This is a genomic window from Pseudomonas sp. CCOS 191 (genome assembly GCF_001007005.1).
GTDB lineage: Bacteria > Pseudomonadota > Gammaproteobacteria > Pseudomonadales > Pseudomonadaceae > Aquipseudomonas > Aquipseudomonas soli.
The window spans coordinates 578,936-605,507 of the sequence record NZ_LN847264.1 but is presented as its reverse complement, the minus strand read 5'-3'; the positions used below and the strand labels follow the sequence as shown (position 1 = coordinate 605,507).

The window sequence follows — 26,572 nt, the reverse complement described above, 5'->3', positions numbered from 1 at the left end:
ACTACACTGGCGTGCTCGATACCCGACAGTACAGTAAATACATCTTGATCAAGGATTGCCCTATGCTGCGCAAACTCTCACTGGCGATTGCCGTGTCTTGTGCGTCCAACGGAGTGGCCTGGGCAGTGGATACGCCCACGACGGTGAAGACCGACCTGGTCAGCGTCTACCAGGAAGCGGTCGACAACAACGCCGACCTGGCCGCCGCCCGCGCCGACTACGGCGCCCGCCGCGAGGTGGTGCCCCAGGCTCGCGCCGGCTTGCTGCCCAACCTTTCGACCGGCGCCGAGATGATGAATACCCGCACCAAGCTCGACGAGCCGTCGATCACCTCCAACCGCAGCGGCAATGCCTGGAGCGCCACCCTGGCGCAGCCGATCTTCCGCGCCGACCGCTGGTTCCAGCTGCAGGCTGCCGAAGCGGTCAACGAACAGGCCGCGCTGGAACTGTCGGCCACCGAGCAGAACCTGATCCTGCAAAGCGCCGAGAACTATTTCGCGGTGCTGCGCGCCCAGGACAACCTGGCCTCGACCAAGGCCGAAGAGGCAGCCTTCAAGCGCCAGCTCGACCAGTCCAACGAGCGTTTCGACGTCGGCCTTTCGGACAAGACCGATGTGCTCCAGTCCCAGGCCAGCTATGACACGGCGCGGGCCAACCGGATCATCGCCGAACGCCAGGTGCAGGATGCCTTCGAGGCCCTGATCACCCTGACCAATCGCCAATACAGCGCAATTCAGGGCGTGGTCCACACCCTGCCGGTGCAAGTGCCGACGCCCAACGATGCCAAGGCCTGGGTCGAAACCGCCGGGCGGCAGAACCTCAACCTGCTGGCCACCAACCATGCCGTGGCGGCCGCCGAGGAGACCGTGCGCCAGCGCAAGGCCGGCCATGCGCCAACCCTGGATGCCGTGGCCAAGTACCAGAAGGGCGACAACGACAACCTCGGTTTCACCAATTCACAGCTGCAACCGAACGTGCGCTATGGCAGTGACGTGGAGCAGACCAGCATCGGCCTGCAACTGAACATCCCGATCTACAGCGGTGGCCTGACCAGCTCCCAGGTGCGCGAGGCCTATGCGCGCCTGACCCAGAGCGAGCAGCAGCGCGAAAGCCTGCGCCGCCAGGTAGTGGAAAACACGCGTAATCTGCACCGTGCGGTGAACACCGACGTGGAACAGGTACAGGCGCGCAAGCAGTCGATCATCTCCAACCAGAGCGCACTGGAAGCCACCGAGATCGGCTACCAGGTCGGCACCCGCAACATCGTCGACGTGCTCGACGCGCAGCGCCAGTTGTACACCTCGGTGCGCGACTACAACAACAGCCGCTACGACTACATCCTCGACAACTTGCGCCTCAAGCAGGCGGCCGGCACCCTGAGCCCGCAGGACCTGCAGGACCTGGGACGGTACCTGAAGGCCGACTACAACCCGGACAAGGATTTCCTGCCACCGGACCTGGCGGCGGCCGCGGCGAAGAACTTCGAACGCCGGCCTTGAAGGCAACACACTACCTGTAGGGCGGGCTTCGTGGGGGCAACCCCCGCTCCCACAACAACCGCGCCTACAGGCTCATCATCAGCTCAGAAGCCGCGCCAGCCCATCGAGCAACCGCTGCAACGCCCCCTGGTTGGCCTGCATCACCGCCCTGCCCGCCTCGCCCATGCGCCGGGCATCCTGCGGCAGCTCGACCAAGCGGCGCACCGCCGCAGCCAGGCCCTCGGCATCGTCCACCTGCTGCAACGCCCCCGCCTCGCGCAGCATCGCGCTGATTTCGAGGAAGTTGAACACATGCGGCCCCATGAGCACCGGCAGCGCCAGCGCCGCCGGCTCCAACGGGTTGTGCCCGCCCGTGGCGACCAGGCTGCCACCGACGAAGGCAATATCGGCCAGGGCGTACAGGAACAGCAATTCACCCATGGTGTCACCCAGCAATACCTGGGTCTGCGCCGTCACGGCATCGCCTGTCGAACGACGCACCGTGGAGAACTGGCTGGCGCAGAGTTCATGTACCGCCCCAAACCGCTCGGGATGGCGCGGGACCAGCACCAACAGTGCATCGCTGTGCACGCTCAGCAGTTGCCGGTGAGCCTCGAGGATCAACCCATCCTCGCCATCGTGGGTACTGGCGGCGATCCATACCGGGCGCTGGCTGGCCCCCCACTGCTCGCGCAACTGCCGGGAGCGAGGCATCAACTGGTCGTCGACCTTCAGGTCGAACTTGATCGAGCCGGTCACCTGCACGCTCGCCTGGCGCGCACCGAGCGAGCGGAAACGCTTGGCCTCGGTTTCGGTCTGTACCGCGATCAGGCTCATCTCCTCGAGCATCGGCCGGGTCAGGCCGGCAAAGCGCGCATAGCCTCGGGCCGAGCGTTCGGATAGCCGCGCATTGGCCAACGCCACCGGAATACCGCGCCTGGCGCACTGATGGATATGGTTGGGCCACAGCTCGGTTTCCATGATGATGCCCAGGCGCGGGCGCACATGGTCGAGAAAACGCCCCGCCGCCCATGGCAGGTCGTACGGGAGGTAACAGTGCTGCACCCGTGGCTCGCCATCGAACATCGCACGGATACGCTCGGAGCCGGTCGGGGTCATGCAGGTCAGCGTGATCGGCAGGTCCGGATACTGCTTGAGCAGCGCCCGCACCAATGGCGCGGCGGCGATGCTCTCGCCCACCGAGACCGCATGCACCCAGATACCGCCCTGGCGCATGGGTGGCAAGCCACAAGCGAAGCGTTCGGCGATCCGCGCACGGTAGGCCGGCGCCTTGCGCCCGCGCAGGAACAGGCGCAGCGCGACCAGCGGCAGGCCCAGATGGAAAAGCAGGGTATAGAGGGTTCTGTTCATGGCGGCGGAGTTTACTAGGAACTGGATGAAAAGGCCTGTCAGCCAATGGCCCGCAGGTGCACGGCGAAGCGCTCGGCCAGCCACTGCGCCGCAGGGCCCAGGGGCTCGTCGCGGCGCCAGGCCAGTTCCGCCACCAGCGCCGGCGGGCGCCATTCGCTGTCCAGCTCGACCATCTGCGCCTGGTAGGTGGGGTACTGCACCACATGACGCGGCAGCCAAGCCCAGCCCAGGCCGCGCATCAGCAATTCGGCCATGGCATAGAAGCTGTCGGCACGCCAGACCTGCGGGCTGATCGCCTCGCCGCCCGGATAGCCGCTCTGCTGTGGGGTGATCAGTAATTGGCGATGACGCGCCAGTTGTTGCCGGCTAACCTTGCCCTGCCCCGCCAGCGGGTGGCCGATGGCGCACACAGTGACCATCTCGACGCTGCCCAGGGCCCGCCGCTCCAGCGAGGAAGGAATGCTTTCGTGGTGGAAGAACAACCCCAGGTCGGCGCGCCGCTCCACCAGCTTGCGCGCTACATCGCCCTGGGCGCCGCTGGCCAGTTGCACCTCCAGATAGGGATAGCGCGCTGCCAGCTCGTCGAGGCTGTCGATTACCGGCTGGTAGGGCATGGCTTCGTCCTGGGCCACCCGCAGCAGCGCCTCCTGGCCACGCATCAACGCAAGTGCCCGACCGTCCAGGCGCTCGCACTGGCGCAACAGCTCGCGGGCGTCCTCCAGCAGCGCGGCACCGCTTTCGGTCAGGCGTGGCTGGCGGCCACTGCTGCGTTCGAACAGCGTCACGCCCAGGTCCGCCTCGAGCAGGGCGATGGCGTTGCTCACCGCCGACTGCGCCTTGTGCTGCTCACGGGCCACCGCGGAAAACGAACGCAACTCTGCCGCCCGCACGAACAGGCGCAACTGTTCCAGGTTCCAGTGCTCGGCCATCATCAACCTATCTCCATAGCAGATAGGTAATGACTTTACCGCATTCGGAGATCCTCTAGAATGCCCATCCAGCACCGGAGGACCCGCACCATGAACGCCTACACCTATCTCGCCATCGCCATCTGCGCCGAAGTCATCGCCACTGCTTCCATGAAAGCGGTCAAGGGGCTGAGCACGCCTCTGCCGCTGCTGCTGATGGTGTGCGGCTACGGCGTGGCGTTCTGGATGCTCACCCTGGTGGTGCGCAGCATTCCGGTGGGGATCGCCTATGCGATCTGGTCGGGGCTGGGGATCGTCCTGATCAGCATCGCGGCGCTGGTGATCTATGGGCAGAAGCTGGATATGCCGGCGATGGTGGGCATGGCCATGATCGTCGGCGGGGTGGTGGTGATCCAGGTGTTTTCCAACACCGCAGGGCACTGAGCCTGAGCCCACAGGGGTCAGCACGACGCCACAGCCTGTATACTGCGCACCTGTCCCAGTTTTCGAGGTGCCCGCATGCCATCCGCCATTACCACTGACGTGCTGATCGTCGGCGCCGGGGTCGCAGGCCTCTGGCTCAATGCCCGGCTGCGCCGCCTGGGCTACTCGACGGTACTGGTGGAACGCGCCAGCCTCGGTGGCGAGCAGACCATCAAGTCGCAAGGCATCATCCACGGCGGCACCAAGTACGCCCTGCACGGGGCACTGACCGGCGCCTCCGAGGCCATCGCCGACATGCCGCGGCGCTGGCGCGAAGCGCTGGCCGGCAACGGCGAGCTGGACCTGAGCGGCACCCGCCTGCTGTCCGAGGCCCATTACCTCTGGTCCCCCGGCACCCTGGCCGGCAACCTCACCAGTTTCTTTGCCAGCAAGGCCGTGCGCGGCCGGGTCGACCAGGTCAAGGGCGAGCAACTGCCGCCGGCCCTGCAGGATCGTGCGTTCAAGGGCAAGGTCTACCGCCTGGCCGAACTGGTCATCGACGTACCCAGCTTGCTGGCCAACCTCGCGCAACTGGCGGGTGACAGCCTGCTGGCCGGCGAACGCATCGAACCGCTGCGCGACGGCGAAGATCTGGCCGGCCTGGTGGTCGATGGCCGCGAGATCCGCGCCCAGCGCATCGTCCTCAGCGCTGGCGGTGGCACCGCAGACCTGCTGCACGCCCTGGGGCTGGACCAACCGGCCATGCAACGCCGCCCGCTGCACATGGTCCTGGCCAAAGGGCCAAATCTCAAGCCCCTGTATGCCCACTGCCTGGGCGGTGGCCCCAAGCCGCGCATCACCGTGACCACCCACCCGGCCGCCGATGGCCAATGGGTGTGGTACCTGGGTGGCGATATTGCCGAGGCCGACGGGGTTGCCCGCGAGCCTGAGGCGCAGATCGCCGCGGCGCAGAAGGAAGTCGCCAGCCTGTTGCCTTGGGTCGATCAAAGCCTGGTCCGCTGGGCCACCCTGCGCGTCGATCGCGCCGAGCCCGCGCAATCGGGCCTGGTACGCCCGGACAACGCCTTCCTTGCCGACCAGCAGCGCCTGCTGGTCGGCTGGCCGACCAAGCTGGCCCTGGCGCCGGACTTCGCCGATCGCGTGCTGGCCAGCTTCGAGCGCGACGGCATCCGCCCGGCGAGCCAGCCTGACCTTGCCGACCTGCCGCGCCCGCCGCTGGCGCTGCCAGCCTGGGAGCAACTGCTGCCATGAGCCTGCCGACCCTGCACGATCACCACCGTCCCTTGGGCAGCACCGGCCTGCGGGTATCGCCACTGGGCCTGGGCACGGTCAAGCTGGGCCGCGACCAAGGCGTCAAATACCCCAATGGTTTCACCATTCCCGATGACCAGGCCGCGCGCCTCTTGCTCGCGCAAGCCCGCGAGCTGGGCATCAACCTGATCGACACCGCCCCGGCCTATGGCCGCAGCGAGGAGCGCCTCGGCCCGTTGCTGCGCGGCCAGCGCGAGCAGTGGGTCATCGTCAGCAAAGTCGGTGAAGAGTTCGAGGATGGCCAGTCGCATTTCGATTTCAGCGCCGCCCATACCCGTCGCTCGGTCGAACGAAGCCTCAAGCGCCTGGAAACCGACCGTATCGAACTGGTGCTGGTGCACTCCGACGGCAACGACCTGGCGATCCTCGAGCAGGAGGGGGTGTACGAAACCCTCGCCGCGCTCAAGCGCGAAGGCAAGATCCTCGGCTACGGCTTCTCCGGCAAGACCGCCGCGGGTGGCCTGAAAGCCCTGGAACAGGGTGATTGCGCCATGGTCACCTACAACCTCAACGAGCAGGCGGAGCGGCCCGTGCTCGACTACGCTGCCGAACACGGCAAGGCCATCCTGGTGAAGAAGGCCCTGGCCAGCGGCCATATCTGCCTGGCCCCGGGGGTCGACCCGGTGCAGGCCAGTTTCGAGTTGCTGTTCGCCCACCCCGGTGTGTGCAGTGCCATCGTCGGCACCATCAACCCGGTACACCTGGCCCACAACGTGGCCACCGTCGCCCGCATCCTGGGCCGGCCCTGAGCCGCCCAGACGGGGGCCCAACGCAAGGAGGAGCCTCGTGCCGCGTACGCTGATCCGCAAGAATCCGAGCAACTTCAAGACCCTGCCGCTGCACGTCGAAGCCACGCCCGATGGCCTGACCTACCAGAGCATCGGCATGCCGCTGAACTTCGCCCAGACCCTGCAGCGGCGCAAGGCCATCCAGGTCGCCAACCCCGAACACTTCGTTGCGGAGCTGGCCAACCTTGGCGTGTCGGTGCGCCTCACCCTGAACTGGCAAGGCCGCGACTACTGGGTGCTGGTGCGCCAACGCCGACAGGACCGTGGCGATGTGGTGCTCAAGCTGATTTCCGGCTATGTCCCGGCCCACGAGCTGAACCTGCCGCTGCACACGGCGATCCAGGAAGTGGCCGAAGAGTGCCTGCTGGAAACCCCTGAAGGCTGGCTTGGCGGGCGCTTCAACGACACCTGGCTGCCGGCGCCCTATGCCGCCGCCCTGCACTATCGCGAAGCGCTGCCGTTCGTGCTCTCGCCCGAGTCCGGTGCCGCCCGCCCGGTGCATTGCGCCCGCCTGACCCTGCTGGAGCGGCCACGGGCCTACGTGCACCTGCCCACCGCATCGTTGCAGTTGATCTACGACCTGCGCCTGCAAGTGCCCAAGGAGGCCAAGTCACTGAGCCTGTTCCATGTCGATGAACGGCTCGAGGGCGACCAACTGGTGGCACGGCTCGATCGCAAAAAACCCGACCTTTACCTGATGCCGTTGCAGGACGGCCAACCACTGGCAGAGCTCTATACCCTGAAGAAGGATCAACTGCTGCCGGCGAGCACACGCGGCCTATGGCTGGCTGAAAGCTTTGCACCACAGGTAGGCTGGGTGGTTCGGGAGGAGCGGGTACGCTGGAAGGATTGGTTGAAACAACAAGGCCTGGTCGAGCACAAGCGCGAACCGGTTTCGCACCTGGAACGCTTCAGTGACAAGGCCCGGGCGTTGCTGGAGCGGGCACGGGACACGCTGCACAAATGAACGCTGGGCAAGTCGCATCGGCGCGCCGATGCGACTTGCCCAGCGATTGCAACTGACTCAGTGCTTGCGGATCTTCTCGACGATCGCCGTGGTCGAGCTGTTCTCCACCAGGCCGAGCACCTTCACCGTGCCGCCGTAGGCCTTGACGATATCGGCACCGACCACCTGGTCGATACCGTAGTCGCCGCCCTTGACCAACACATCCGGCTTGACCTGGCGCAGCAGGTTCTCAGGGGTGTTCTCAGGGAAGCTGATGACCCAGTCCACCGCACCGAGCCCGGCCAGCACAGCCATGCGACGATCGACGCTGTTGATCGGACGGCCCGGCCCTTTCAGGCGGCTGACCGAAGCATCGTCGTTGATGGCGACGATCAGGCGGTCGCCCTGGGCGCGGGCCTGCTCCAGATAGGTCACGTGGCCCGCATGCAGGATATCGAAACAGCCATTGGTGAAGACGATGCTCTCGTTGTGCGCACGGGCATCATCGATGGCCAGCAGCAACTGCTCCAACCCCAGCACGCCGCGCTCGGAGCCTTCTTCACGCTGGATCGCCCGGCGCAGTTCGGGTGCGCTGATAGCGGCGGTACCCAGCTTGCCGACGACGATGCCGGCAGCCAGGTTGGCGAGGGCGACCGCGTGCGGCAGGTCTTCGCCCGCGGCAATGGCCGCGGCGAGAGTGGAAATCACCGTATCGCCGGCACCGGTGACATCGAACACCTCACGGGCTCGGGCCGGCAGGTGCAGCGCCGGATGGCCGATGCGCAGCAAGGTCATGCCGTGCTCGCCACGGGTCACCAACAGCGCGCCCAGGTCCAGCTCTTCGAGCAGCTTCAGGCCCTTGGCAACCAGCTCGGCTTCGTCGGCGCAACGGCCGACGATGGTCTCGAACTCGCTGAGGTTCGGGGTGATCAGGCTGGCGCCGCGGTAGATCGAGAAATCCTTGCCCTTGGGGTCGGCCAGCACCGGGATACCCTTGCCGCGGGCAGCCTGGATCAACGACTGGTGATTCTTCAGCGCGCCCTTGCCGTAATCGGACAGCACCAGGACCTTGACGCCTTCGAGCAAGGCATCCACTTCCGCTCCCAACGACAGCGGGTCGGTGGCGAAGGGTTCTTCGAAATCGATGCGCAGCAACTGCTGGTGGCGGCTCATGACCCGCAGCTTGACGATGGTCGGCTGATGGGCGATGCGCTGAAAGATCGAGCGCACGCCTGCGGCCTGCAGGCTGTTGGCCAGGCTATCGGCGGCTTCGTCCTGGCCGGTGACGCCAACCAGCGCGGCAGGGGCGCCGAGGGCGGCGATGTTCAAGGCCACGTTGGCGGCGCCGCCGGGACGGTCCTCGATCTGATCGACCTTGACCACCGGCACCGGCGCTTCAGGCGAGATACGCGAAGTACCGCCATGCCAGTAGCGGTCGAGCATGACATCGCCGACCACCAGTACCGGGGCTTGATCGAAACGCGGCATGGACAACTTCATGGGCAACCCATCATTGGAAAAGTGAACAGGGGCAGGATATTAGCACAGGGTTGCGCAGGGCTTTACGGCCAACCGCGGCAATGCTGTATCGATTGACTGGCGGGGCCGCGAAGGCCCCACCCTACGGCCGATCAGGTGATGTCGGCCTTTTCCGCTTCGTCCAGGCCCATGGCGTGCAGGCGGGCATAATGGCCATTGGCCTGGAGCAGTTCGGCGTGGGTGCCACGCTCCACCAGACGGCCCTGATCCATTACCAGGATCAGGTCGGCTTTCTCGATGGTCGACAGGCGGTGGGCGATCACCAGGGTGGTGCGACCTTCCATCACGTGGTCCAGCGCCGCCTGGATGTGACGCTCGGACTCGGTATCCAGGGCCGAGGTCGCCTCGTCGAGGATCAGCAGTGGCGCGTTTTTCAGCAGCGCCCGCGCAATCGCCAGACGCTGGCGCTGGCCTCCGGAGAGCAGCACGCCGTTCTCGCCGACTTCGGTATCGAAGCCCTTGGGCAACTGGTCGACGAACTCCTTGGCGTAGGCATCGGCGGCGGCGGCCTCGATATCCGCCCGGGGGGCGCCGGCCAGGTCACCATAGGCGATGTTGTTGGCCACCGTGTCGTTGAACAGGGTGACGTGCTGGGTCACCTGGGACACATGGCGACGCAGGTTACGCAGGCGGTACTGTTCGATTTCCACGCCGTCGAGCAGGATCTGCCCTTCCGTGTGGTGGTAGAACCGCGGGATCAGCGCCGCCAGCGTCGACTTGCCGCTGCCAGACCGCCCTACCAGGGCGATCATCTGCCCAGGCTCGGCGGTGAAGCTGATGTCGCTGAGCACCTGACGCTCGGTGCCGGGGTAGGTGAAGCTGAGGTTGCGCACTTCGAGGCGCCCGTCGACCCGCTCCTTCTCGACGGTGCCGGCATCGACCTCCGGCTTCTCGTCCAACTGCTCGAAGATGCTTTCGGCACCGGCAAGGCCCTTCTGGATGGTCGAGCTGACTTCCGAGAGCTGGCGAATCGGCTTGGGCAGCAACCCGGCCGCCGTGATGTAGGCCACCAGGTCACCGGCCGACGCCTCGCCGCGCAGGAACAGCACCAGGAACATCAGCGTGGCCATGGCGGTGTAGATCACCAGTTGCAGCAACGGCGTGTACAGCGCGCCGGTCTTGGTCATGCGCAGCTGCTTGTCGGTGTTGCTCTGGCTGGCGGCGTTGAAGCGACGCTCTTCGTAGCTTTCGCCACCGAAGCTGCGCACCACGCGATAGCCCTGGATGGTCTCGGAGGCCACATGAGTGACATCGCCCATGGCCACCTGGATCTTCTTGCTCTGCTTGCGGAATTTCTTGCTGGCGGTACTCACCATCACCGCGATCAGCGGCAGGATCGCCACCATCACCAGGGTCAGTTTCCAGTTCATCCACAGCAGGTAGGCGAACAGGAACACCACTGTCAGGCCTTCACGAATGACCACCTTGATGGCATCGGTGGCCGCGCCGGTAACCATGGTCACGTTGAAGGTGATACGCGAAATCAGGTGCCCGGAGTTGTGGTTGTCGAAGTAGCGGTTGGGCAGCACCAGCAGCTTGTTGAACAACTCGACGCGCAGGTCGTGAACCAGGCACAACGAAACCTTGGACAGGTAGTAGTTGCCCAGGAACGAGCCCAAGCCCTGCCAGGCGGCGATCAGGATGATCAGCAGCGGCACCGCCTGCAGCAACTGCAGGTCACGCAGATAAGGGACGCTGGGGAACAACACCGCCTGGGGGTTGCTCAGGCCGTCGACGAAGTACTTGAGGATCCCGGCCAGCATCGGTTGGGTCGATGCGAAGATCACGAAACCGACGATGCTCAGCAGGAAGATGCCGATATAAGGTTTGACGTAGCCCAGCAGGCGCAGGTAGATCTTCAGGCTCGCAGGCGAAGACGATTCGGGAACTGTCATGAGAATCCGTCGGGTCAAAAAGAGTCGGGATTATAACACACGCGGTGTCTCGCACCGCCCGCTGCAGGTAAGATAGGCGGCTGTCCCGAACCCATGGCCCTGGAGGCTAGATGCACGCACTTGACCACGCCCGCTACCTTGCCCTGCGCGAGGGCGCTCATGTCCTCGAAGCCGACGGCACTGGCGACAAGGTCCTGCGCCTGCGCGACGGCACGATGCTCAAGCTGTTTCGGCGCAAGCGCCTGATCAGCTCGGCGGCCTGGTATCCCTATGCCCGACGCTTCGCCGACAACTGCAAGGCCCTGGCCGCGCGCGGCATCCCCTGCCCACAGGTCAAGGCGGTGTACCGTATTGCCGAGATCGCCCGCGATGCCGTGCATTACGACCCGCTCCCAGGGCATACGCTGCGTCAGCTACTGGAGCAACCCGGCGAGCATCCCGAACTGCGCGACCAACTCGGGCAGTTCATCGCGACGCTGCACGAGTCAGGTGTGTACTTCCGCTCCGCGCATCTGGGCAACGTGGTACTGACGCCCGAAGGCAAGCTGGGGTTGATCGATGTCGCCGACCTGCGCATGTACCGCAAGCCGCTGCGCCGATCACAACGTCAGCGCAACTTCCGCCACATGCTGCGGTATCGGCAAGATCGGGAATGGTTGCTGGGTGACCGTGACAACGTGTTCATCGAGGCCTACCTGGCCAGCCAGCAGGTCTGCCGCCGCCAGGACCTGGCCAGCGCACTGGCCTGAACGAAGATGGCCGCCCGGAGGCGGCCATCTTCATCATCAGCGCAAACGTCGCTGCTGCAACCCACGGCCAAGTACCATGGCTGCCGGCAGCAGGACCAGCGGCCATAGCTCGTCGGGGTTACCAATCAGCTTGCTGCCGTCGAAGTTGAGCATGACCAGGGCACAGGCCAGGTACATGCCCCACGGGTCGCGCAGGCGCACGGCCTGGACCAGGGTCATGGCGACGATCACCAGGAACAGCACAAGCGAGACGCCGCCGGTATAGAGACCCAAGGCAACGAAAATGTTGTGCGGATGCTGGATCGGCATGGTGCCGCTCAGCAGCTTGTCGGTATGGAACTCGACACCGCAGCCAACCATCCAGCCACAGTTCTCCCATTCACCAACCATCACATGGAACAACTCGCTGCGATAGGAGTCGCCACGCTCGAAAAGCGAGTGGAACCAAGCCGCGTCCTTGACCAACCACAGGACCACCACACCGAGTACAGCGAACACGGCGAGCCACGGCCCGGCCACCCGCGGGAAACGCCACAATGCCCAGCACGCCCAGACAGCGAACAGGAACACTGCACCGACCATCGCGGTACGTGTCTGCATCACGAAGGTGACAGCCACCACCGACAGCACCACCGCGCAAAAAGCTTCGAACCAGCGACGACGGTGCAGCCAGCCCGGCATGGCCAGCGCCAGGGCACAGAGCAACCAGATGCTGGTGTAGATGACGTTCTGCATGCGCGCCGGCATCAGGTTGACCCGCTCGCCCAAGACGTGGATGCCCGTCAGGTAGGCATATGCCGCATAGCCGAAGACATACAGACAAATGGCCCAGAACAGCACCCGGGCAAACATCTCGGAGCGCAGGAAACGCTGGTTTGTCAGCCCCGCGATGGTGAAGACGAATAGCGTCACGTAGGCGATGTGCTTGTAGAACTGGCCCTCACCGGCGATTACCGCTGGCACCAGGAACCACAGCAGGAACACCAGCCAGGCCAGCCCAAGTTTGTCATGCAGCAGCCCGGCGCCTCGCTCCTTGATCAGGAACACCAGACCCGGCAACGCGATGAACGCGTAGAAAATGTTGTTCGTCCATTTCGACGAGTCCATCAGCACGAAGCTGGCCAGGAAAGCGATCAACGCCGCAGTGAAATAGCGACGACTCCTGCTGTTGTCTCGGTCAATCCCTTCAAACATCCTTCAACACCCATCCAAGCAATAGTCCGATGACCAGCACACCCAACAAGCGGATGCGATCCATGCGCTTGCGTCGTACCTTCTTGATTTTTTCTTCCGGCATTTCCACATGCTCGCCGAACCCTGTGTGCAGCACCGCGTCGTTTTCCAGGATCAGCGCGTAGCGGTCACGCTCGGCGTAGAGCCGCGACAGGCTCTTCTCGCCCGAATGCGCGGCGTACGGCGCATGCGCCTGGTAGTCGGCGAGCCTGCGCAGGCCCGGGTTGAACGAGAAGCCCTGCCATTCCGCCTTGTGCGAACCCAGCTTGTGGAAGGCAATACCCTGCAGCACCTGACGCGCCTCCAGGAACACATAGGGGCTGTGCACCTGCAAGTCATGGTTGAAGCTGCGCAGCCAGACCTGCAAGGCTTGCGGGTCGGCTTCGAGCAAGGCCTGGGACTCCTCGACGAAACCTGGGCGATAGAACGCCCAGTCATCCTCGCAGTGGAACACCCAGAATGTCTTCACCTGCGAGTAGGCGGCGTCCACCGAACGCAATTGTCCGAGCTTGGGATTGTTGACGATGAAGGTGGTGTGCTCGCGCCAGTGCTCGGGAATGCAGTCGCGTACCGCCTCGTCACCGGAGTCCTCGGTAATGAACACTTCGCGGATGGGCGCCGTGTTGTAGAGATCGAAACTCTCGAGCGTGCGCTTGAGCAGTTCAAAACGACCACAGCTGGTCACCACCAGTGTGATCTCGCTGTTTTCACTGAAGATCATGGCTTCCTCGATGTGTGTGGGAGCTAACGCGACAGGCCGATGGCCAGCAGCACACGCGCCAGCAGGCCGGGTTTCGCGGCCGGGCGCAGCGGCGCGCGCATGGCCTCGGTGATCGCCTGGCCGAGCGCGTGAAAGGTATAACGCTGTTCGGCCAGTTGCTGGCCGTTGCGTGAGATACGCTCGGCCAGGGCCAGGTCACCACGCAGCTGGGCGAGCTTCTCGCGTAGTTGTTCAAGGTCGCGATAGAGCACGATGTTGTGCATGTCTACGAAGCCCAGTGCCTGGTTCTCCTCCTCACCCTGGTCATAGGCGAACAGGACGCAACCACAGGCCATGGCTTCGAAGTTCTTGATCATGTATTCGCCCATGCCAACGTCGGCACTGACGAAAAAGCGGATGCGACTGAGAGTCTGGCTGTATTCCTCACCCGACTTGGTGCGGGTGATCAACAGGTTCTCTACCGCCGCGATCGACTCGAGCATCTGCTTGCGCCCGGAGTAGGCCACGCTGCGTAGGCTGCCGACGAACGCCAGTTCGATGTCGCGCTCGCGGTTCTCGTTGCGCAATAGTGCCTGGTCGTAGCCCTTGGGCACGAATACCGCATCGAAACCTTCATCACGCAGCCGGCGGGTAACCACCGCGCCTGAAGTGATGACCCGTGCCCACGGCAACTGGCGATAGTACTCGCTGAACTTGCCGGTGTACTTGCATGGGATGTAGTTCTGGTAGGCATCGTGCTCGAGGATCACCAGGTTCGGAAGTGTGCGGATGAAACGCGCCTGGCGGATTTCTTTCTTGAACCGCAGGAAGAACAGGATGCGGTCGTACTGATCGACTTGCACATGTTCGCGGAAATAGCCACGCAAGTCGGCCTGCTGGTCACCGGTAAGCCAGCGGATATCGCACTCGCAGTCGGCCGCGATGCCTTCGTAAAGACGATCCAGGATGGCGCGTTGCTCTTTCTGGACCAGGAACAGGACTTTCAACGTGGCTCTCTCTTGTCGATCACTGTACCGACCCACAGCAGTTCGTGGCGCCGTACGGCCTTGCGGAAGAATTCATTGTCACCGAATGCCGGCCAGCGCCGGGCGGCCAGACAGCGCTGCAGGAAGCGACGAACCCTGCGTTTGAATGGAGCCGCGGACTGCAGGTCGTGCATCATACCCAAAGCGATGGCCTTTTGCCTCTGCTGCTGCTCGCCAACCCCAAGCACCCAGGGGAGCATGGGCAGGCTTGCATCGAAGAACGGTGGCAAAGGCACCCCGGTACCGGCATCGCCCATCGGCCAGCGATCATTGTCGTGCAGGTGATTGGCGTACAACAGCAAGGTTTGCGGTTGCCAACTCGCCCCTTGCAACGCTTGCTGCAGGGCGTCATGGGCGCACACATGGTCCGGGTGGGGATCGAGCGTCGGGTGTGGCATCACGATGGTTGCCGGGCGCGCATGCTCGATGAGCTCGCGCAGGTCCTGGACCAGGTTGCTCCAGGTCGGTCGGCCATCGGCATCACTGCGCAGCGCGACCTCGTTGAAACGGCGGAATGGCCGTGTGTCGATCAGGTCGGCCTCGCGCGATGCGACAGGTGTCTCGGGCTCGGCCTGCATGGCCGGCAGTTGCATGCAGAAATATCCCAACTGCACGCACTGCTGGGAAGGCACCCCGGCCCAGCGGGGCACGGCGATGCTGTCCCAACTGCGCAACTCGCCCTTGAGCCGGGCTGCCTCTACCAGGTCAAGGCCGAAGGTTTCGCGATAATACGCGTTCTCGATCTCGCCTGCGGTCAGGGTCACGATCCAGCTGCTTTTTGCCTGGGCATAAGCGGCGAACGCCGCAAGCTCGGCATCGTCGGCATGGGGTGCGATGACCATCAGCGAGCCGGCCAGGTAGTCGGTGTGACGGAAAACCAGCAATTCCATCTCCGGCGCCACGCGGCAGTGCCGGCCACTCAGGCGCAGCCGCCCGGCACCCAGCGCCTCGGCCTGCCCCCCCAGGTTCAGGTAGCGCACACCGCGGACACCACGCTCGAAGGCCTGGCAATCGGCGACGCCCCCTTCGATGCGTACCGCCGGGTCGAGCAGGCGCCCCAACCAACCGGCGCGCAAATTCACCCGCAGCAACAGGGTCTCGCTGCCGTCCAGCTGGCAGTCTTTCGGCAACGCAAGCACACCGCCATGGCTGTGCAGCGCATGACGCTCGCTGGCCTGCAAATCGTACTGGTAGTCGCTGCCGGGCACGTAGAACAGGTGGTCGGAGAACCAGGCCTCATGGGCCACCCACAACAACACCGCGAGGACAGGCGGCAACCACCATGCCCACAGCGCCGTGAGCAACAGCGCGACAAGCAACACCAGCAGGATCACCCGCTTGCGCTTGCGATGGCGTTTGAGCAGTTGCTGCTTGTTGGCGCTCATGTTCAGACCTGGAAGACGTTGACGGGGTTACACCAACGATCCTTGTACTCTCGATCGGCCCGGCCGAAGGAGAACCGCAGCGCCTTGCCTCGGGCATTGGCATCCTCCCAGGCAGCCTGGGTATTGAGGAAGCTCAGTACGCTACCAGGGCTGAAGGCCTTGGTCTGCGGGTCGACACCGCCGTTTACATATTCGACGCTGATCCATTGTGGCGCCTCGACGCGATACACCAGCTGGATCGCAATCGGTGCGCCCTCCAGGAACAGCACGGAGCCAATCAACAGTTCGCGCAGGCGCTCGACCACTTCAGCCATGCGGGCCGCGCCGGTTGCCGGGAACCCCCAGCGACGCTGGAACAAGTCACAGTACATCGCCGCGATCTCGGCTGCAGTGAAATCGCCAATCGGTCGCACCTGGCCGCCGGCCTCTTCCAGCAGGCGCAGCTCACGGCGCTGGTTATAGCGGAATTTCTTCGACAGGTCCTCGTGCGGGCGAGACATGGCCAACTGCTCTGGCTGCGCCTTGAGACCGCTGAAACGGCCCTGGTTCAGCTCGGACAGGTAACGCCCGGCATGGCGCAGCGGCGCGGCGCAGTCATCGGCGGCCGGCAGGATGATCTCGGCGTTGCCCAGGTCGAACAGGCCTTTCTTGCCATGACGCTTGAGCACGTCCTTGGACAGCGCCAAGTGGCGCCCCCATACCGGCAACGCGGCCTTGAGCTCGCCGCCCTGGAACCAACCGAGGTAACGCACCGGGATCTGAGCCAGGTCCGCCAGTTGCTCGACCACCAGCGGGTGCGTGGCGACACTGCCGCCGAAACGCTGCCAGGCATCGTTGTACTCGGCCGCGTCGATCACTTGCCAGCCGCGTTCGCGCCAGGCCTTGAGGTGATTGAGCATCAGGCCTCCGCCACCAGCGCACGCACCTGCGGCAACTGCCAGAAGGAATCGCGCACTGCCTGGTCGCTGAAACGCTGCTGCAGGCGCTGCAGCATGTGCAAAGCACAGGCCTCACGCTGCCCGGCGTCCAGCCCGGCCATATGCTTCAGGCCCTGGGCCAGCTGCGCGTCATCCCCCAGCGGGAACAGCACGCCCACGCCCTCGACTACTTCTCGGGCGCCGCCACAGGCGGTGGCCAGCAGCGGCACGCCCGCCACCATGGCCTCGAGCAAGACCATGCCGAACGGCTCATGGTCGGAGCTCAGCGCAAATACATCAAAGGCGCGGAAGTAACGACGGGCGTCCGGCACCTGGCCGAGGAAGTCCACCTGCCCGGCAATGCCCAACTCACTGGCCAATGCCTTGAGCGGTGCCTCGAGGCGGCCCTTGCCCAGGATTGCCAGCCGCGCGCCAGCCGGCAGGCCAGGCAAGGCTTCGGCGAAGCCGCGCAACAGCGTGGCCTGGTCTTTGTCCGGGTGCAAGCGGCCGACATTGCCGACCACCCATGCCTGCTCATCCAGGCCCAAGGCGCGACGCGCCTCGTCACGCGGCACCAAGCTGGCCTGTAGTGCCTCGACATCGATGCGGTTGTACAGGGTCTGGATACGCTCGGCCGGCCACTGCCCCAGGCAGCGTCGCATGTCGTCGCGCACCGCGTCCGAGACGCCAAGCAGGCTCAGGCGTTTGCGCAACAGGTTGGCGAACAGGCGACGCCCCTTGCGCTGGTAGTCGCCAAACGCGTGGTGCACGCCGATCACCGGCAGGCCGGTGCCCAGCAGCGCGACATAGATCGGCTTGAAGCGGTGGGCGATGCAGAACGCGAAATTGCGCTGCGCTGCGATCTTGCGCAGCGCGGCGATGGCGCCCAGCTTCAGGCCACGCACGGCCTTTGAACTGAATTCCAGGAACAATACCTCGTCCGAGGCGCAGCCAGCAGCGACCTGCGCGTCAGCTGCCCCGGTGAGGAACACGGTGGTGACCTTGTAGCCGCTGCCCTGGAACAGGCTGGCGTATTGACGGGCGCAGTCGAGGAACGGCCCGTCATAGCCATGGCAGAACTGCAGGATCCGCGGTTCAGAGCGGCTGGTCATACGGCGCGGCGCCTTCCTTGACCACCAGGATGTCTTCCATGATCAGGTACTGCAGGTCCGAGCCGAAGAACATGTTCAGGGCGTCGGTCGGCGAGCAGATCATCGGTTCGCCACGGCGGTTGAGCGAGGTGTTCAGCGACACGCCGTTGCCGGTCAGGTCTTCCAGCGCCTTCATCATGTCGTAGTAGCGCGGGTTGTACTCGCGCTTGAGCACCTGGGCGCGCGAGGTACCGTCCTCGTGGACCACTTCCGGCACGCGGGTCTTCCACTCTTCTGCCACTTCGAAGGTGAAGGTCATGAACGGCGCCGGATGGTCGATCTTGATCATCTGCGGCGCGACAGTGTCGAGCATCGACGGGCAGAAAGGCCTCCAGCGCTCGCGGAACTTGATCTGGTGGTTGATGCGGTCGGCCACGCCCGGCACGCTCGGGCAACCGATGATCGAGCGACCACCCAGTGCGCGAGGGCCGAACTCCATACGCCCCTGGAACCAGGCCACCGGGTTGCCGTCGACCATGATCTTGGCGATCTGCTCGGGCATGTTCTCGAGCTTGCGCCATACCGGTTTGCTCGGGTGACGGGCGCAGGCGGCGATCACGTCTTCGTTGGAGTACGCAGGGCCGAGGTAGACGTGCTCCATCTTCTCGACCGGCACGCCACGGGCGTGGGACACATAGGCAGCAGCACCCACCGCAGTACCGGCGTCGCCGGACGCTGGCTGGACGAACAGCTCTTTCACGTCATCGCGGGCGATGATCTTCTGGTTTAGCTTGACGTTCAGCGCACAGCCGCCGGCGAAGGCCAGCTTGCCGGTCTCTTTCAGGGTATCGCCCAGGTAGTGGTCGATCATCTGCAGGGCGAGCTTCTCGAACAATGCCTGCATGCTCGCCGCGTAGTGGATATACGGCTCGTCGGCGATATCGCCTTCGCGCTTCGGACCCAACCACTCGATCAGCTTGGGCGAGAAGTAGAAGCCCTTGCCCTTCTCTTTATAGCGGCGCAGGCCGATGACGTTGGCGTACTCGGTGTTGATCACCAGCTCGCCGTTTTCGAAGCTGGCCAGGCGCGAGAAATCATATTTGCTGGCATCGCCATATGGCGCCATGCCCATGACCTTGAACTCGCCATCGAGCATCTCGAAGCCGAGGAACTCGGTGATCGCGCCATACAGGCCACCCAGGGAGTCCGGGTCGAAGAATTCCTTGATCTTGTGGATCTTGCCGTTTTCGCCATAGCCGAAGAAGGTAGTGGCGTATTCGCCCTTGCCGTCGATGCCGAGGATCGCGGTCTTCTCTTTGAAGCCCGAGCAGTGGTAGGCGCTGGAGGCGTGGGCCAGGTGGTGCTCGACCGGTTCGATCTTGATCTTCTTCGGATCGAAGCCCAGTTGCTCCAGGCACCAGACGATCTTCTTGCGGTAGCGCTTGTAACGGCGGTTGCCCATCAGCAGCGCGTCGAGGGCGCGATCCGGGGCGTACCAGTAGCGCTTGGCATAGTGCCAGCGGGCCTTGCCGAACAGGCTGATCGGTGCGAAAGGAATGGCCACCACGTCGACGTCCGACGGCTTGATGCCGGCCTGTTCCAGGCAGAACTTCGCCGACTCGTAGGGCATGCGGTTCTTCGCATGCTTGTCACGCACGAAGCGCTCTTCTTCGGCGGCGGCAATCAGCTTGCCGTCGATGTACAGGGCCGCGGAAGGGTCATGGCTAAGGGCGCCGGACAGGCCAAGAATCGTCAGTGCCAAGGGGTTAGCCTCTCAAATCGGTATGAAGTGCGCCACCGGCCATTCAGGCGGATGGCGGCTAAAGGGCGGGATTATAACGCAAAGATCGCCTGACGCGATGCATAGACGTGGCAGCGAGCTTGCCCCGCGATGGCGTTGGATCTGCTGACGCCATCGCCGGGAAAGCCCACTCCCACGATGCTTGCGACGCCTGTTTATTCGGCGATCAGCCAGTCCATGCGGAAGCTGCCGGCGGTCTGTGCCAGTTCCTTGGCCAACCACGGCAGCAGCTCCTTGAGTTCGTCTTCCAGGCCCCACGGTGGGTTGGCGATGGCCAGGCCCGAGCCGTTCAGGCCCTGCGGGCTGTCCTGGTGATGCACATACAGCTCCACGCGCAGCAGCTTGGGCGCGCCGGTGCTGGTGAGATCCTGGTAGAAGCGGGTCAGCGAGCGCTGGTCCTTGATCGGGTACCAGATGGCCGCGACGGTCTGGCGCATGCGACCGATCGCCTCCTTCATCGCCACGGTGCAGCGCTTGAGCTCGTCGGCCTGCTCGAACGGCGGGTCGATCAGCATGATCGCGCGTTTTTCCTGCACCGGTAGCAGCGCCCGCGGGATATGCCAGCCTTCGCCCAAGTGCACGGTGACTCGCGGGTCCTTCTTCATGTTCTCTTTGAGCAGCACGCCGTCTTCAGGGTGCTTTTCGTTGAGCTGTGCACGGTCCTGGTCACGCATCAAGCGCCGGGCCAGCTCGGGGGAGCCCGGGTAGTAGCGCAATTCGCCGTTCTTGTTCAGGCGCTTGATGACACCCAGATAGCCAGCGGTAACGACGGGCAGGTCATCGCGATTCCACAGGCGGGCGACGCCTTCGAGGTACTCACCGGTACGGCTCGCCTGATCGCCCTGCAGGTCGTACAGGCCAAGCCCTGCGTGGGTATCGATATAGGCAAACGGCTGCTCCTTGCGCGACATCAGGGCGATGAGGCGGGTGAGCACGATGTGCTTGAGGACGTCGGCATGGTTGCCGGCGTGGAAGGCGTGACGATAGTTCATGAGGACTCCTGCGGGGTCGGCAAGTTTACCTTGTCGCGAAGGAGACGTCAGGTACGGCGGTCGGGCTTGAATCGCATCGCCGGCAAGCCGGCTCCCACAGGTTGGATGAGACCCCTGTGGGAGCCGGCTTGCCGGCGATGAAGGCGATGCCGATTCAGCAGGCGTTACTTGTCGGCGTGATACGCCGCATCAGCGGTTTCAAAACGCGAAACCATGCTGTTCGTCGGACTGCCCAGCTTGCTCACCACGAAGATGGCGATGCTGGCGAACAGGAAGCCCGGGATGATCTCGTACAGCCCCAGGCCGACGTAGCTCTTCCACAGGATCACGGTCAGCGCACCCACCACGATACCGGCCAGCGCGCCGTTGCGGGTCATGCCTTTCCACAGTACCGAGATCAGCACCACCGGACCGAAGGCGGCACCGAAGCCAGCCCAGGCGTAGGCCACCAGGCCCAGCACGCGGTTCTCGGGGTTGGCGGCCATGGCGATGGCGATCAGCGCGACAGCCAGCACCATCAGGCGACCGACCCAGACCAGCTCGGTCTGCGAGGCGTTCTTGCGCAGGAAGGCCTTGTAGAAGTCTTCGGTCAGGGCGCTGGAGCACACCAGCAGCTGGCAGCTCAGGGTGCTCATCACCGCCGCCAGGATGGCCGACAGCAGCACGCCGGCGACCCATGGGTTGAACAGGATCTTGGCCAGCTCGATGAACACGCGTTCGTGGTTCTCGGTGACCGGACCGGCCAGGTCAGGATGCGCCGAGAAGTAGGCGATGCCGAAGAAGCCCACGGCGCAGGTACCGGCCAGGCAGAGGATCATCCAGGTCATGGAGATGCGACGGGCATTGGCAATCGACTTCACCGAGTCGGCAGCCATGAACCGCGCCAGGATGTGCGGCTGGCCGAAGTAGCCCAGGCCCCAGCCCATCAGCGAGATGATGCCGATGAAGGTGGCGCCCTTGAACATGTCGAAGTGCGCTGGGTTCACCGCGTCGATGGCGGCGAAGGTCTGGTCGAAGCCACCGGTGGAGATCAGCACGATCACTGGGGTCAGGATCAGCGCGAAGATCATCAGCGATGCCTGCACGGTGTCGGTCCAGCTCACCGCCAGGAAGCCACCGACGAAGGTGTAGGCGATGGTGGCCGCGGCACCGGCCCACAGGGCGGTCTCGTAGGACATGCCGAAGGTGCTTTCGAACAGGCGGGCGCCGGCGACGATGCCGGAGGCGCAGTAGATGGTGAAGAACACCAGGATGACGATGGCCGAGATGATCCGCAGCAGGCCGGTCTTGTCCTCGAAGCGGCTGGCGAAGTAGTCCGGCAGGGTCAGGGCGTCACCGTTGTGCTCGGTCTGCACACGCAGACGGCCGGCGACGAACAGCCAGTTCAGGTAGGCGCCGACGGTCAGGCCGATGGCGATCCAGGCCTCGGAAAGACCGGCGAAGTAGATGGCGCCCGGCAGACCCATCAGCAGCCAGCCGCTCATGTCCGATGCGCCGGCGGAAAGCGCGGTGACCACGCTGCCGAGGCTACGGCCGCCGAGAATATAGTCGGAAAGGTTCTTGGTGGAGCGATAGGCCGCGAAGCCGATCAGCACCATTGCCGCGATGTAGATCACGAAGGTGATCGTGATTGGATTGCCCATGAGTTGTGCCCTGGCGTTGTTTTTATCTCTGCGACTCGCCGTGCACGACGACGGTTGCACCCAGGCGGCGCATCCTATGCAACAACATGAATCAGGTGCAACCATTTTTCATTTGCAAGTTGCACCCAAGCCTGCATTTTCAGATAAAACCGCTTTCTTGCTTCTTTTCGGAGCAAAAACGACGTTTCTCATACTTAAATGCAGCAAAAACAGCCATTTCGGTGGTTCAGAAATACCCTTCAGACGAGTTGCACCTGGGGCACGAAAAAATCGGGTTGCACCCGGTTGCACCCCAATTGTCCTACAGGCTAATCTTGCCGCCAGCTTAGGTCACATCCGTGGCCAATAACGAGGATAAGAAATGGCGACGACCACCCTTGGGGTCAAACTCGACGACCCGACCCGTGAGCGACTCAAAGCAGCTGCGCAGTCCATCGACCGCACGCCGCACTGGTTGATCAAGCAAGCGATCTTCAACTATCTCGAGAAGCTCGAGGGTGGCGCCACCCTGAACGACCTCAACGGCCATGCCGCCGCTGGCGACGACGCCGGCGAAGTCGCCGCCGACCACGCCCACCAGTGCTTCCTGGAGTTTGCCGAAAGCATCCTGCCGCAGTCGGTACTGCGCTCGGCGATCACCGCCGCCTACCGCCGCCCCGAGCAGGAAGTGGTGCCGATGCTGCTGGAGCAAGCTCGCCTGCCGGCCGCCCAGGCCGAAGCCACCAACAAGCTGGCCGCAAGCCTGGCCGACAAGCTGCGCAACCAGAAGAGCGCCGGTGGCCGCGCCGGTATCGTCCAGGGCCTGCTGCAGGAGTTCTCGCTGTCCTCGCAAGAAGGCGTAGCGCTGATGTGCCTGGCCGAAGCCCTGCTGCGTATCCCCGACAAAGGCACCCGTGACGCGCTGATCCGCGACAAGATCAGCACCGGCAACTGGCAGCCGCACCTGGGCAACAGCCCATCGCTGTTCGTCAACGCCGCCACCTGGGGCCTGCTGCTGACCGGCAAGCTGGTCAGCACCCACAACGAATCCGGCCTGACCTCCTCGCTCACCCGCATCATCGGCAAGAGCGGCGAGCCGATGATCCGCAAGGGCGTCGACATGGCCATGCGCCTGATGGGCGAACAGTTCGTCACCGGCGAGACCATCGCCGAGGCCCTGGCCAACGCCAGCAAGTTCGAATCCAAGGGCTTCCGCTACAGCTACGACATGCTCGGCGAAGCCGCGCTGACCGAGCACGATGCGCAGAAATACCTGGCCTCCTACGAGCAGGCGATCCACTCGATCGGCAAGGCCTCGCACGGCCGCGGCATCTATGAAGGCCCGGGCATCTCGATCAAGCTCTCGGCCCTGCACCCGCGTTACAGCCGCGCCCAGTACGAGCGCGTGATGAGCGAGCTGTACCCGCGCCTGCTGTCGCTGACCCTGCTGGCCAAGCAATACGACATCGGCCTGAACATCGACGCCGAGGAAGCCGACCGCCTGGAGCTGTCGCTGGACCTGCTCGAGCGCCTGTGCTTCGAGCCGTCGCTGGCCGGCTGGAACGGCATCGGCTTCGTTATCCAGGCGTACCAGAAGCGCTGCCCATATGTGATCGACTTCGTCATCGACCTGGCCAAGCGCAGCCGCCACCGCCTGATGATCCGCCTGGTGAAGGGCGCCTACTGGGACAGCGAGATCAAGCGCGCCCAGGTCGAGGGCCTGGAAGGCTACCCGGTCTACACCCGCAAGGTGTACACCGACGTTTCCTATATTGCCTGCGCGCGCAAGCTGCTGTCGGTGCCGGAAGCCATCTACCCGCAGTTCGCCACCCACAACGCCCACACCCTGTCGGCCATCTACACCATCGCCGGGCAGAACTACTACCCGGGCCAGTACGAGTTCCAGTGCCTGCACGGCATGGGCGAACCGCTGTACGAGCAAGTCGTGGGCAAGATCGCCGAGGGCAAGCTGAACCGTCCGTGCCGCGTGTACGCACCGGTCGGCACCCACGAGACCCTGCTGGCCTACCTGGTCCGCCGCCTGCTGGAAAACGGCGCCAACACCTCGTTCGTCAACCGCATTGCCGACCACTCGATCTCCATTCAGGAACTGGTCGCTGACCCGGTCGCCAGCATCGAACGCATGGGTACCCAGGAAGGCAGCATCGGCCTGCCGCACCCGCGCATCCCGATGCCACGTGAGCTGTACGGCAGCGAGCGGGCCAACTCGGCCGGCATCGACATGGCCAACGAACATCGCCTGGCGTCGCTGTCCTGCGCCCTGCTGGCCACCGCCCACAACGACTGGAAAGCCACGCCGCTGCTGGCTTGCGCCGCCAGCGAGCAAACCGCTGTGGCGGTGCTCAACCCATCCGATCATCGCGATGTGGTCGGCCATGTGCAGGAAGCCACCGTCGCCGACGTCGACAATGCCATCCAGTGCGCGCTGAACGCCGCGCCGATCTGGCAGGCCACCCCGCCGGCCGAGCGTGCCGCGATCCTCGAACGCGCCGCCGACCTGATGGAAGCCGATATCCAGCCGCTGATGGGCCTGCTGGTACGCGAAGCCGGCAAGACCTTCGCCAACGCCATCGCCGAAGTGCGCGAGGCCGTGGACTTCCTGCGCTACTACGCGGTGCAGGCACGCAACGATCTGCGTAACGACAACTGCCGCCCACTGGGCCCGGTGGTGTGCATCAGCCCGTGGAACTTCCCGCTGGCGATCTTCTCCGGCCAGGTGGCCGCGGCCCTCGCCGCCGGCAACCCGGTATTGGCCAAGCCGGCCGAGCAGACCCCGCTGATCGCCGCCCAGGCCGTGCGCCTGATGCTGGAAGCCGGCATCCCCGAAGGCGTGCTGCAACTGCTGCCGGGCCAGGGCGAAACCGTCGGCGCCGGCCTGGTCGGTGACGAGCGCGTCAAGGGCGTGATGTTCACCGGTTCCACCGAAGTCGCCCGCCTGCTGCAACGCAACATTGCCGGGCGCCTGGACAACCAGGGCCGTCCGATCCCGCTGATCGCCGAAACCGGCGGCCAGAACGCGATGATCGTCGACTCCTCGGCACTGACCGAGCAGGTGGTGATCGATGTGGTGTCCTCGGCCTTCGACAGCGCCGGCCAGCGTTGCTCGGCCCTGCGCGTGCTGTGCCTGCAGGAAGACTCCGCCGACCGCGTGATCGAGATGCTCAAGGGCGCCATGGCCGAAAGCCGCCTGGGCAACCCGGAGCGCCTGTCCGTGGACATTGGCCCAGTGATCGACGCCGAAGCCAAGGCCGGCATCGAGAAGCACATCCAGGGCATGCGCGACAAAGGCCGCAGCGTTTACCAGGTGGCCATCGCCGAGGGTGAAGAGATCAAGCGCGGCACCTTCGTGATGCCGACCCTGATCGAACTGGAAAGCTTCGACGAGCTCAAGCGCGAAATCTTCGGCCCGGTGCTGCACGTGGTGCGCTACAACCGCAAGGACCTGGACCAGCTGATCGAGCAGATCAACGCTTCCGGCTACGGTCTGACCCTGGGCGTGCACACCCGCATCGACGAGACCATCGCCAAGGTGGTGGACAACGTCAACGCCGGCAACATGTACGTCAACCGCAACATCGTCGGCGCCGTGGTCGGTGTGCAGCCGTTCGGCGGTGAAGGCCTGTCGGGCACCGGCCCGAAAGCCGGCGGCCCGCTGTACCTGTACCGCCTGCTGTCGACCCGCCCGGCCGACGCCATCGCCCGCCACTTCCAGGCCGACGACGCGCGCAGCAAGGCCGACACCACCCTGCGCGACCAGCAGCTCAAGCCGTTGACCACCCTCAAGACCTGGGCGGCCAGCAGCCAGATGAGCGACTTGGTCGCGCTATGCGAGCAGTTCGCCGAGCAGTCGCAGAGCGGCATCACCCGCGTGCTGCCAGGCCCGACCGGCGAGCGCAACACCTACAGCGTGCTGCCACGCGAACACGTGCTGTGCCTGGCCGACAACGAGGCCGACCTGCTGGCCCAGCTGGCAGCGGTACTGGCCGTGGGTAGCTCGGCGGTGTTCCACGACGGCGAGCCGGCCAAGACCGTGCGCGCTCGTCTGCCGAAGGAGCTGCAAGCGAAGATCAAGCTGGTGGCTGACTGGAGCAAGGACGAGGTCGCCTTCGACGCGGTCATCCACCATGGTCACTCCGACCAGCTGCGCGGCGTCTGCGAGCAGGTGGCCAAGCGCGCCGGCGCGATTGTCGGCGTGCATGGGCTGTCGAGCGGCGATCACCAGATCGCCCTGGAGCGCCTGGTGATCGAGCGGGCGGTGAGCGTGAACACCGCGGCGGCAGGTGGTAACGCCAGCTTGATGACTATCGGCTAAGACGGCTGACGCCATCGCGGGGC

21 protein-coding genes are annotated in these 26,572 nt (G+C 64.6%); 8 read left to right on the top strand and 13 right to left on the bottom strand.

Annotation, left to right across the window (positions count from 1 at the left end):
- Positions 1-62 precede the first annotated feature (62 nt).
- Positions 63-1,499 carry a TolC family outer membrane protein gene (locus tag CCOS191_RS02800; RefSeq protein ID WP_046853976.1) on the top strand — a complete coding sequence of 479 codons (1,437 nt, stop codon included), beginning with the start codon at positions 63-65 and terminating at the stop codon, positions 1,497-1,499.
- A 78-nt stretch (positions 1,500-1,577) separates the two neighbouring features.
- Here CCOS191_RS02800 and waaA read toward each other — a convergent pair whose 3' ends face one another.
- Positions 1,578-2,849, bottom strand: a complete 1,272-nt coding sequence (waaA, locus tag CCOS191_RS02795) for a lipid IV(A) 3-deoxy-D-manno-octulosonic acid transferase (RefSeq protein ID WP_046853975.1) — start codon at positions 2,847-2,849, stop codon at positions 1,578-1,580.
- 38 nt (positions 2,850-2,887) lie between these two features.
- On the bottom strand, positions 2,888-3,778 hold the full coding sequence (locus tag CCOS191_RS02790) for a LysR family transcriptional regulator (RefSeq protein ID WP_046857677.1): 891 nt from the start codon (positions 3,776-3,778) through the stop codon (positions 2,888-2,890).
- A gap of 90 nt (positions 3,779-3,868) precedes the next feature.
- On the opposite strand from CCOS191_RS02790, the gene CCOS191_RS02785 reads away from it, so the two are divergent.
- The 4 genes from CCOS191_RS02785 (at position 3,869) to CCOS191_RS02770 (ending at position 7,267) form a co-directional block, all read left to right on the top strand.
- On the top strand, positions 3,869-4,201 hold the full coding sequence (locus CCOS191_RS02785; protein WP_046853974.1) for a DMT family transporter: 333 nt from the start codon (positions 3,869-3,871) through the stop codon (positions 4,199-4,201).
- Positions 4,202-4,276: 75 nt separating this feature from the next.
- Positions 4,277-5,452, top strand: coding sequence for an NAD(P)/FAD-dependent oxidoreductase (locus CCOS191_RS02780; protein ID WP_046853973.1), 1,176 nt, complete (start codon positions 4,277-4,279; stop codon positions 5,450-5,452).
- On the top strand, positions 5,449-6,261 hold the full coding sequence (locus CCOS191_RS02775; protein ID WP_046853972.1) for an aldo/keto reductase: 813 nt from the start codon (positions 5,449-5,451) through the stop codon (positions 6,259-6,261). The genes CCOS191_RS02780 and CCOS191_RS02775 overlap by 4 nt, the downstream gene beginning before the upstream one ends.
- Before the next feature lie 37 nt (positions 6,262-6,298).
- The gene (locus CCOS191_RS02770) at positions 6,299-7,267 is read left to right on the top strand and encodes a hypothetical protein (RefSeq protein ID WP_046853971.1); all 969 of its coding nucleotides are present in this window, start codon (positions 6,299-6,301) and stop codon (positions 7,265-7,267) included.
- Positions 7,268-7,324: 57 nt separating this feature from the next.
- On the opposite strand, the gene hldE is transcribed toward CCOS191_RS02770, so the two are convergent.
- The gene (gene hldE, locus CCOS191_RS02765; RefSeq protein WP_046853970.1) at positions 7,325-8,746 is read right to left on the bottom strand and encodes a bifunctional D-glycero-beta-D-manno-heptose-7-phosphate kinase/D-glycero-beta-D-manno-heptose 1-phosphate adenylyltransferase HldE; all 1,422 of its coding nucleotides are present in this window, start codon (positions 8,744-8,746) and stop codon (positions 7,325-7,327) included.
- A gap of 131 nt (positions 8,747-8,877) precedes the next feature.
- Positions 8,878-10,680 carry a lipid A export permease/ATP-binding protein MsbA gene (gene msbA, locus CCOS191_RS02760; protein WP_046853969.1) on the bottom strand — a complete coding sequence of 601 codons (1,803 nt, stop codon included), beginning with the start codon at positions 10,678-10,680 and terminating at the stop codon, positions 8,878-8,880.
- A gap of 110 nt (positions 10,681-10,790) precedes the next feature.
- On the opposite strand from msbA, the gene CCOS191_RS02755 reads away from it, so the two are divergent.
- Positions 10,791-11,429: a phosphotransferase gene (locus CCOS191_RS02755; protein WP_046853968.1), complete on the top strand. Its 639-nt coding sequence runs from the start codon at positions 10,791-10,793 to the stop codon at positions 11,427-11,429.
- A gap of 36 nt (positions 11,430-11,465) precedes the next feature.
- On the opposite strand, the gene CCOS191_RS02750 is transcribed toward CCOS191_RS02755, so the two are convergent.
- The 9 genes from CCOS191_RS02750 to putP all read right to left on the bottom strand — a co-directional run bounded on the left by CCOS191_RS02750 (position 11,466) and on the right by putP (position 22,237).
- Positions 11,466-12,623, bottom strand: coding sequence for a membrane protein (locus tag CCOS191_RS02750; protein ID WP_046853967.1), 1,158 nt, complete (start codon positions 12,621-12,623; stop codon positions 11,466-11,468).
- The gene (locus tag CCOS191_RS02745) at positions 12,616-13,383 is read right to left on the bottom strand and encodes a glycosyltransferase family 2 protein (RefSeq protein WP_046853966.1); all 768 of its coding nucleotides are present in this window, start codon (positions 13,381-13,383) and stop codon (positions 12,616-12,618) included. The genes CCOS191_RS02750 and CCOS191_RS02745 overlap by 8 nt, the downstream gene beginning before the upstream one ends.
- 23 nt (positions 13,384-13,406) lie before the next feature.
- Positions 13,407-14,369 carry a glycosyltransferase family protein gene (locus tag CCOS191_RS02740; RefSeq protein ID WP_046853965.1) on the bottom strand — a complete coding sequence of 321 codons (963 nt, stop codon included), beginning with the start codon at positions 14,367-14,369 and terminating at the stop codon, positions 13,407-13,409.
- On the bottom strand, positions 14,366-15,793 hold the full coding sequence (locus CCOS191_RS02735; protein WP_046853964.1) for a PIG-L deacetylase family protein: 1,428 nt from the start codon (positions 15,791-15,793) through the stop codon (positions 14,366-14,368). Before CCOS191_RS02735 ends, CCOS191_RS02740 begins: the two co-directional genes overlap by 4 nt.
- Before the next feature lie 2 nt (positions 15,794-15,795).
- Positions 15,796-16,692 carry an antimicrobial resistance protein Mig-14 gene (locus CCOS191_RS02730; protein ID WP_046853963.1) on the bottom strand — a complete coding sequence of 299 codons (897 nt, stop codon included), beginning with the start codon at positions 16,690-16,692 and terminating at the stop codon, positions 15,796-15,798.
- The gene (locus tag CCOS191_RS02725; protein ID WP_046853962.1) at positions 16,692-17,822 is read right to left on the bottom strand and encodes a glycosyltransferase; all 1,131 of its coding nucleotides are present in this window, start codon (positions 17,820-17,822) and stop codon (positions 16,692-16,694) included. The genes CCOS191_RS02730 and CCOS191_RS02725 overlap by 1 nt, the downstream gene beginning before the upstream one ends.
- Positions 17,806-19,563 (bottom strand): carbamoyltransferase family protein, encoded by a 1,758-nt coding sequence (locus CCOS191_RS02720; RefSeq protein ID WP_023630136.1) that lies wholly within the window; start codon positions 19,561-19,563, stop codon positions 17,806-17,808. Before CCOS191_RS02720 ends, CCOS191_RS02725 begins: the two co-directional genes overlap by 17 nt.
- Before the next feature lie 194 nt (positions 19,564-19,757).
- A complete protein-coding gene (locus CCOS191_RS02715) occupies positions 19,758-20,594 on the bottom strand; it encodes a 23S rRNA (adenine(2030)-N(6))-methyltransferase RlmJ (protein WP_046853961.1) in 837 nt (278 codons plus the stop codon).
- Positions 20,595-20,758: 164 nt separating this feature from the next.
- The gene (putP, locus tag CCOS191_RS02710) at positions 20,759-22,237 is read right to left on the bottom strand and encodes a sodium/proline symporter PutP (RefSeq protein WP_046853960.1); all 1,479 of its coding nucleotides are present in this window, start codon (positions 22,235-22,237) and stop codon (positions 20,759-20,761) included.
- Here putP and CCOS191_RS27795 point away from each other — a divergent pair.
- Both CCOS191_RS27795 and putA read left to right on the top strand, forming a co-directional pair.
- Positions 22,236-22,586: a hypothetical protein gene (locus tag CCOS191_RS27795; RefSeq protein WP_156177501.1), complete on the top strand. Its 351-nt coding sequence runs from the start codon at positions 22,236-22,238 to the stop codon at positions 22,584-22,586. The two genes, putP and CCOS191_RS27795, sit on opposite strands and share 2 nt — an antisense overlap.
- 12 nt (positions 22,587-22,598) lie before the next feature.
- Positions 22,599-26,549 (top strand): trifunctional transcriptional regulator/proline dehydrogenase/L-glutamate gamma-semialdehyde dehydrogenase, encoded by a 3,951-nt coding sequence (gene putA, locus CCOS191_RS02705; protein ID WP_046853959.1) that lies wholly within the window; start codon positions 22,599-22,601, stop codon positions 26,547-26,549.
- Positions 26,550-26,572: the final 23 nt, after the last annotated feature.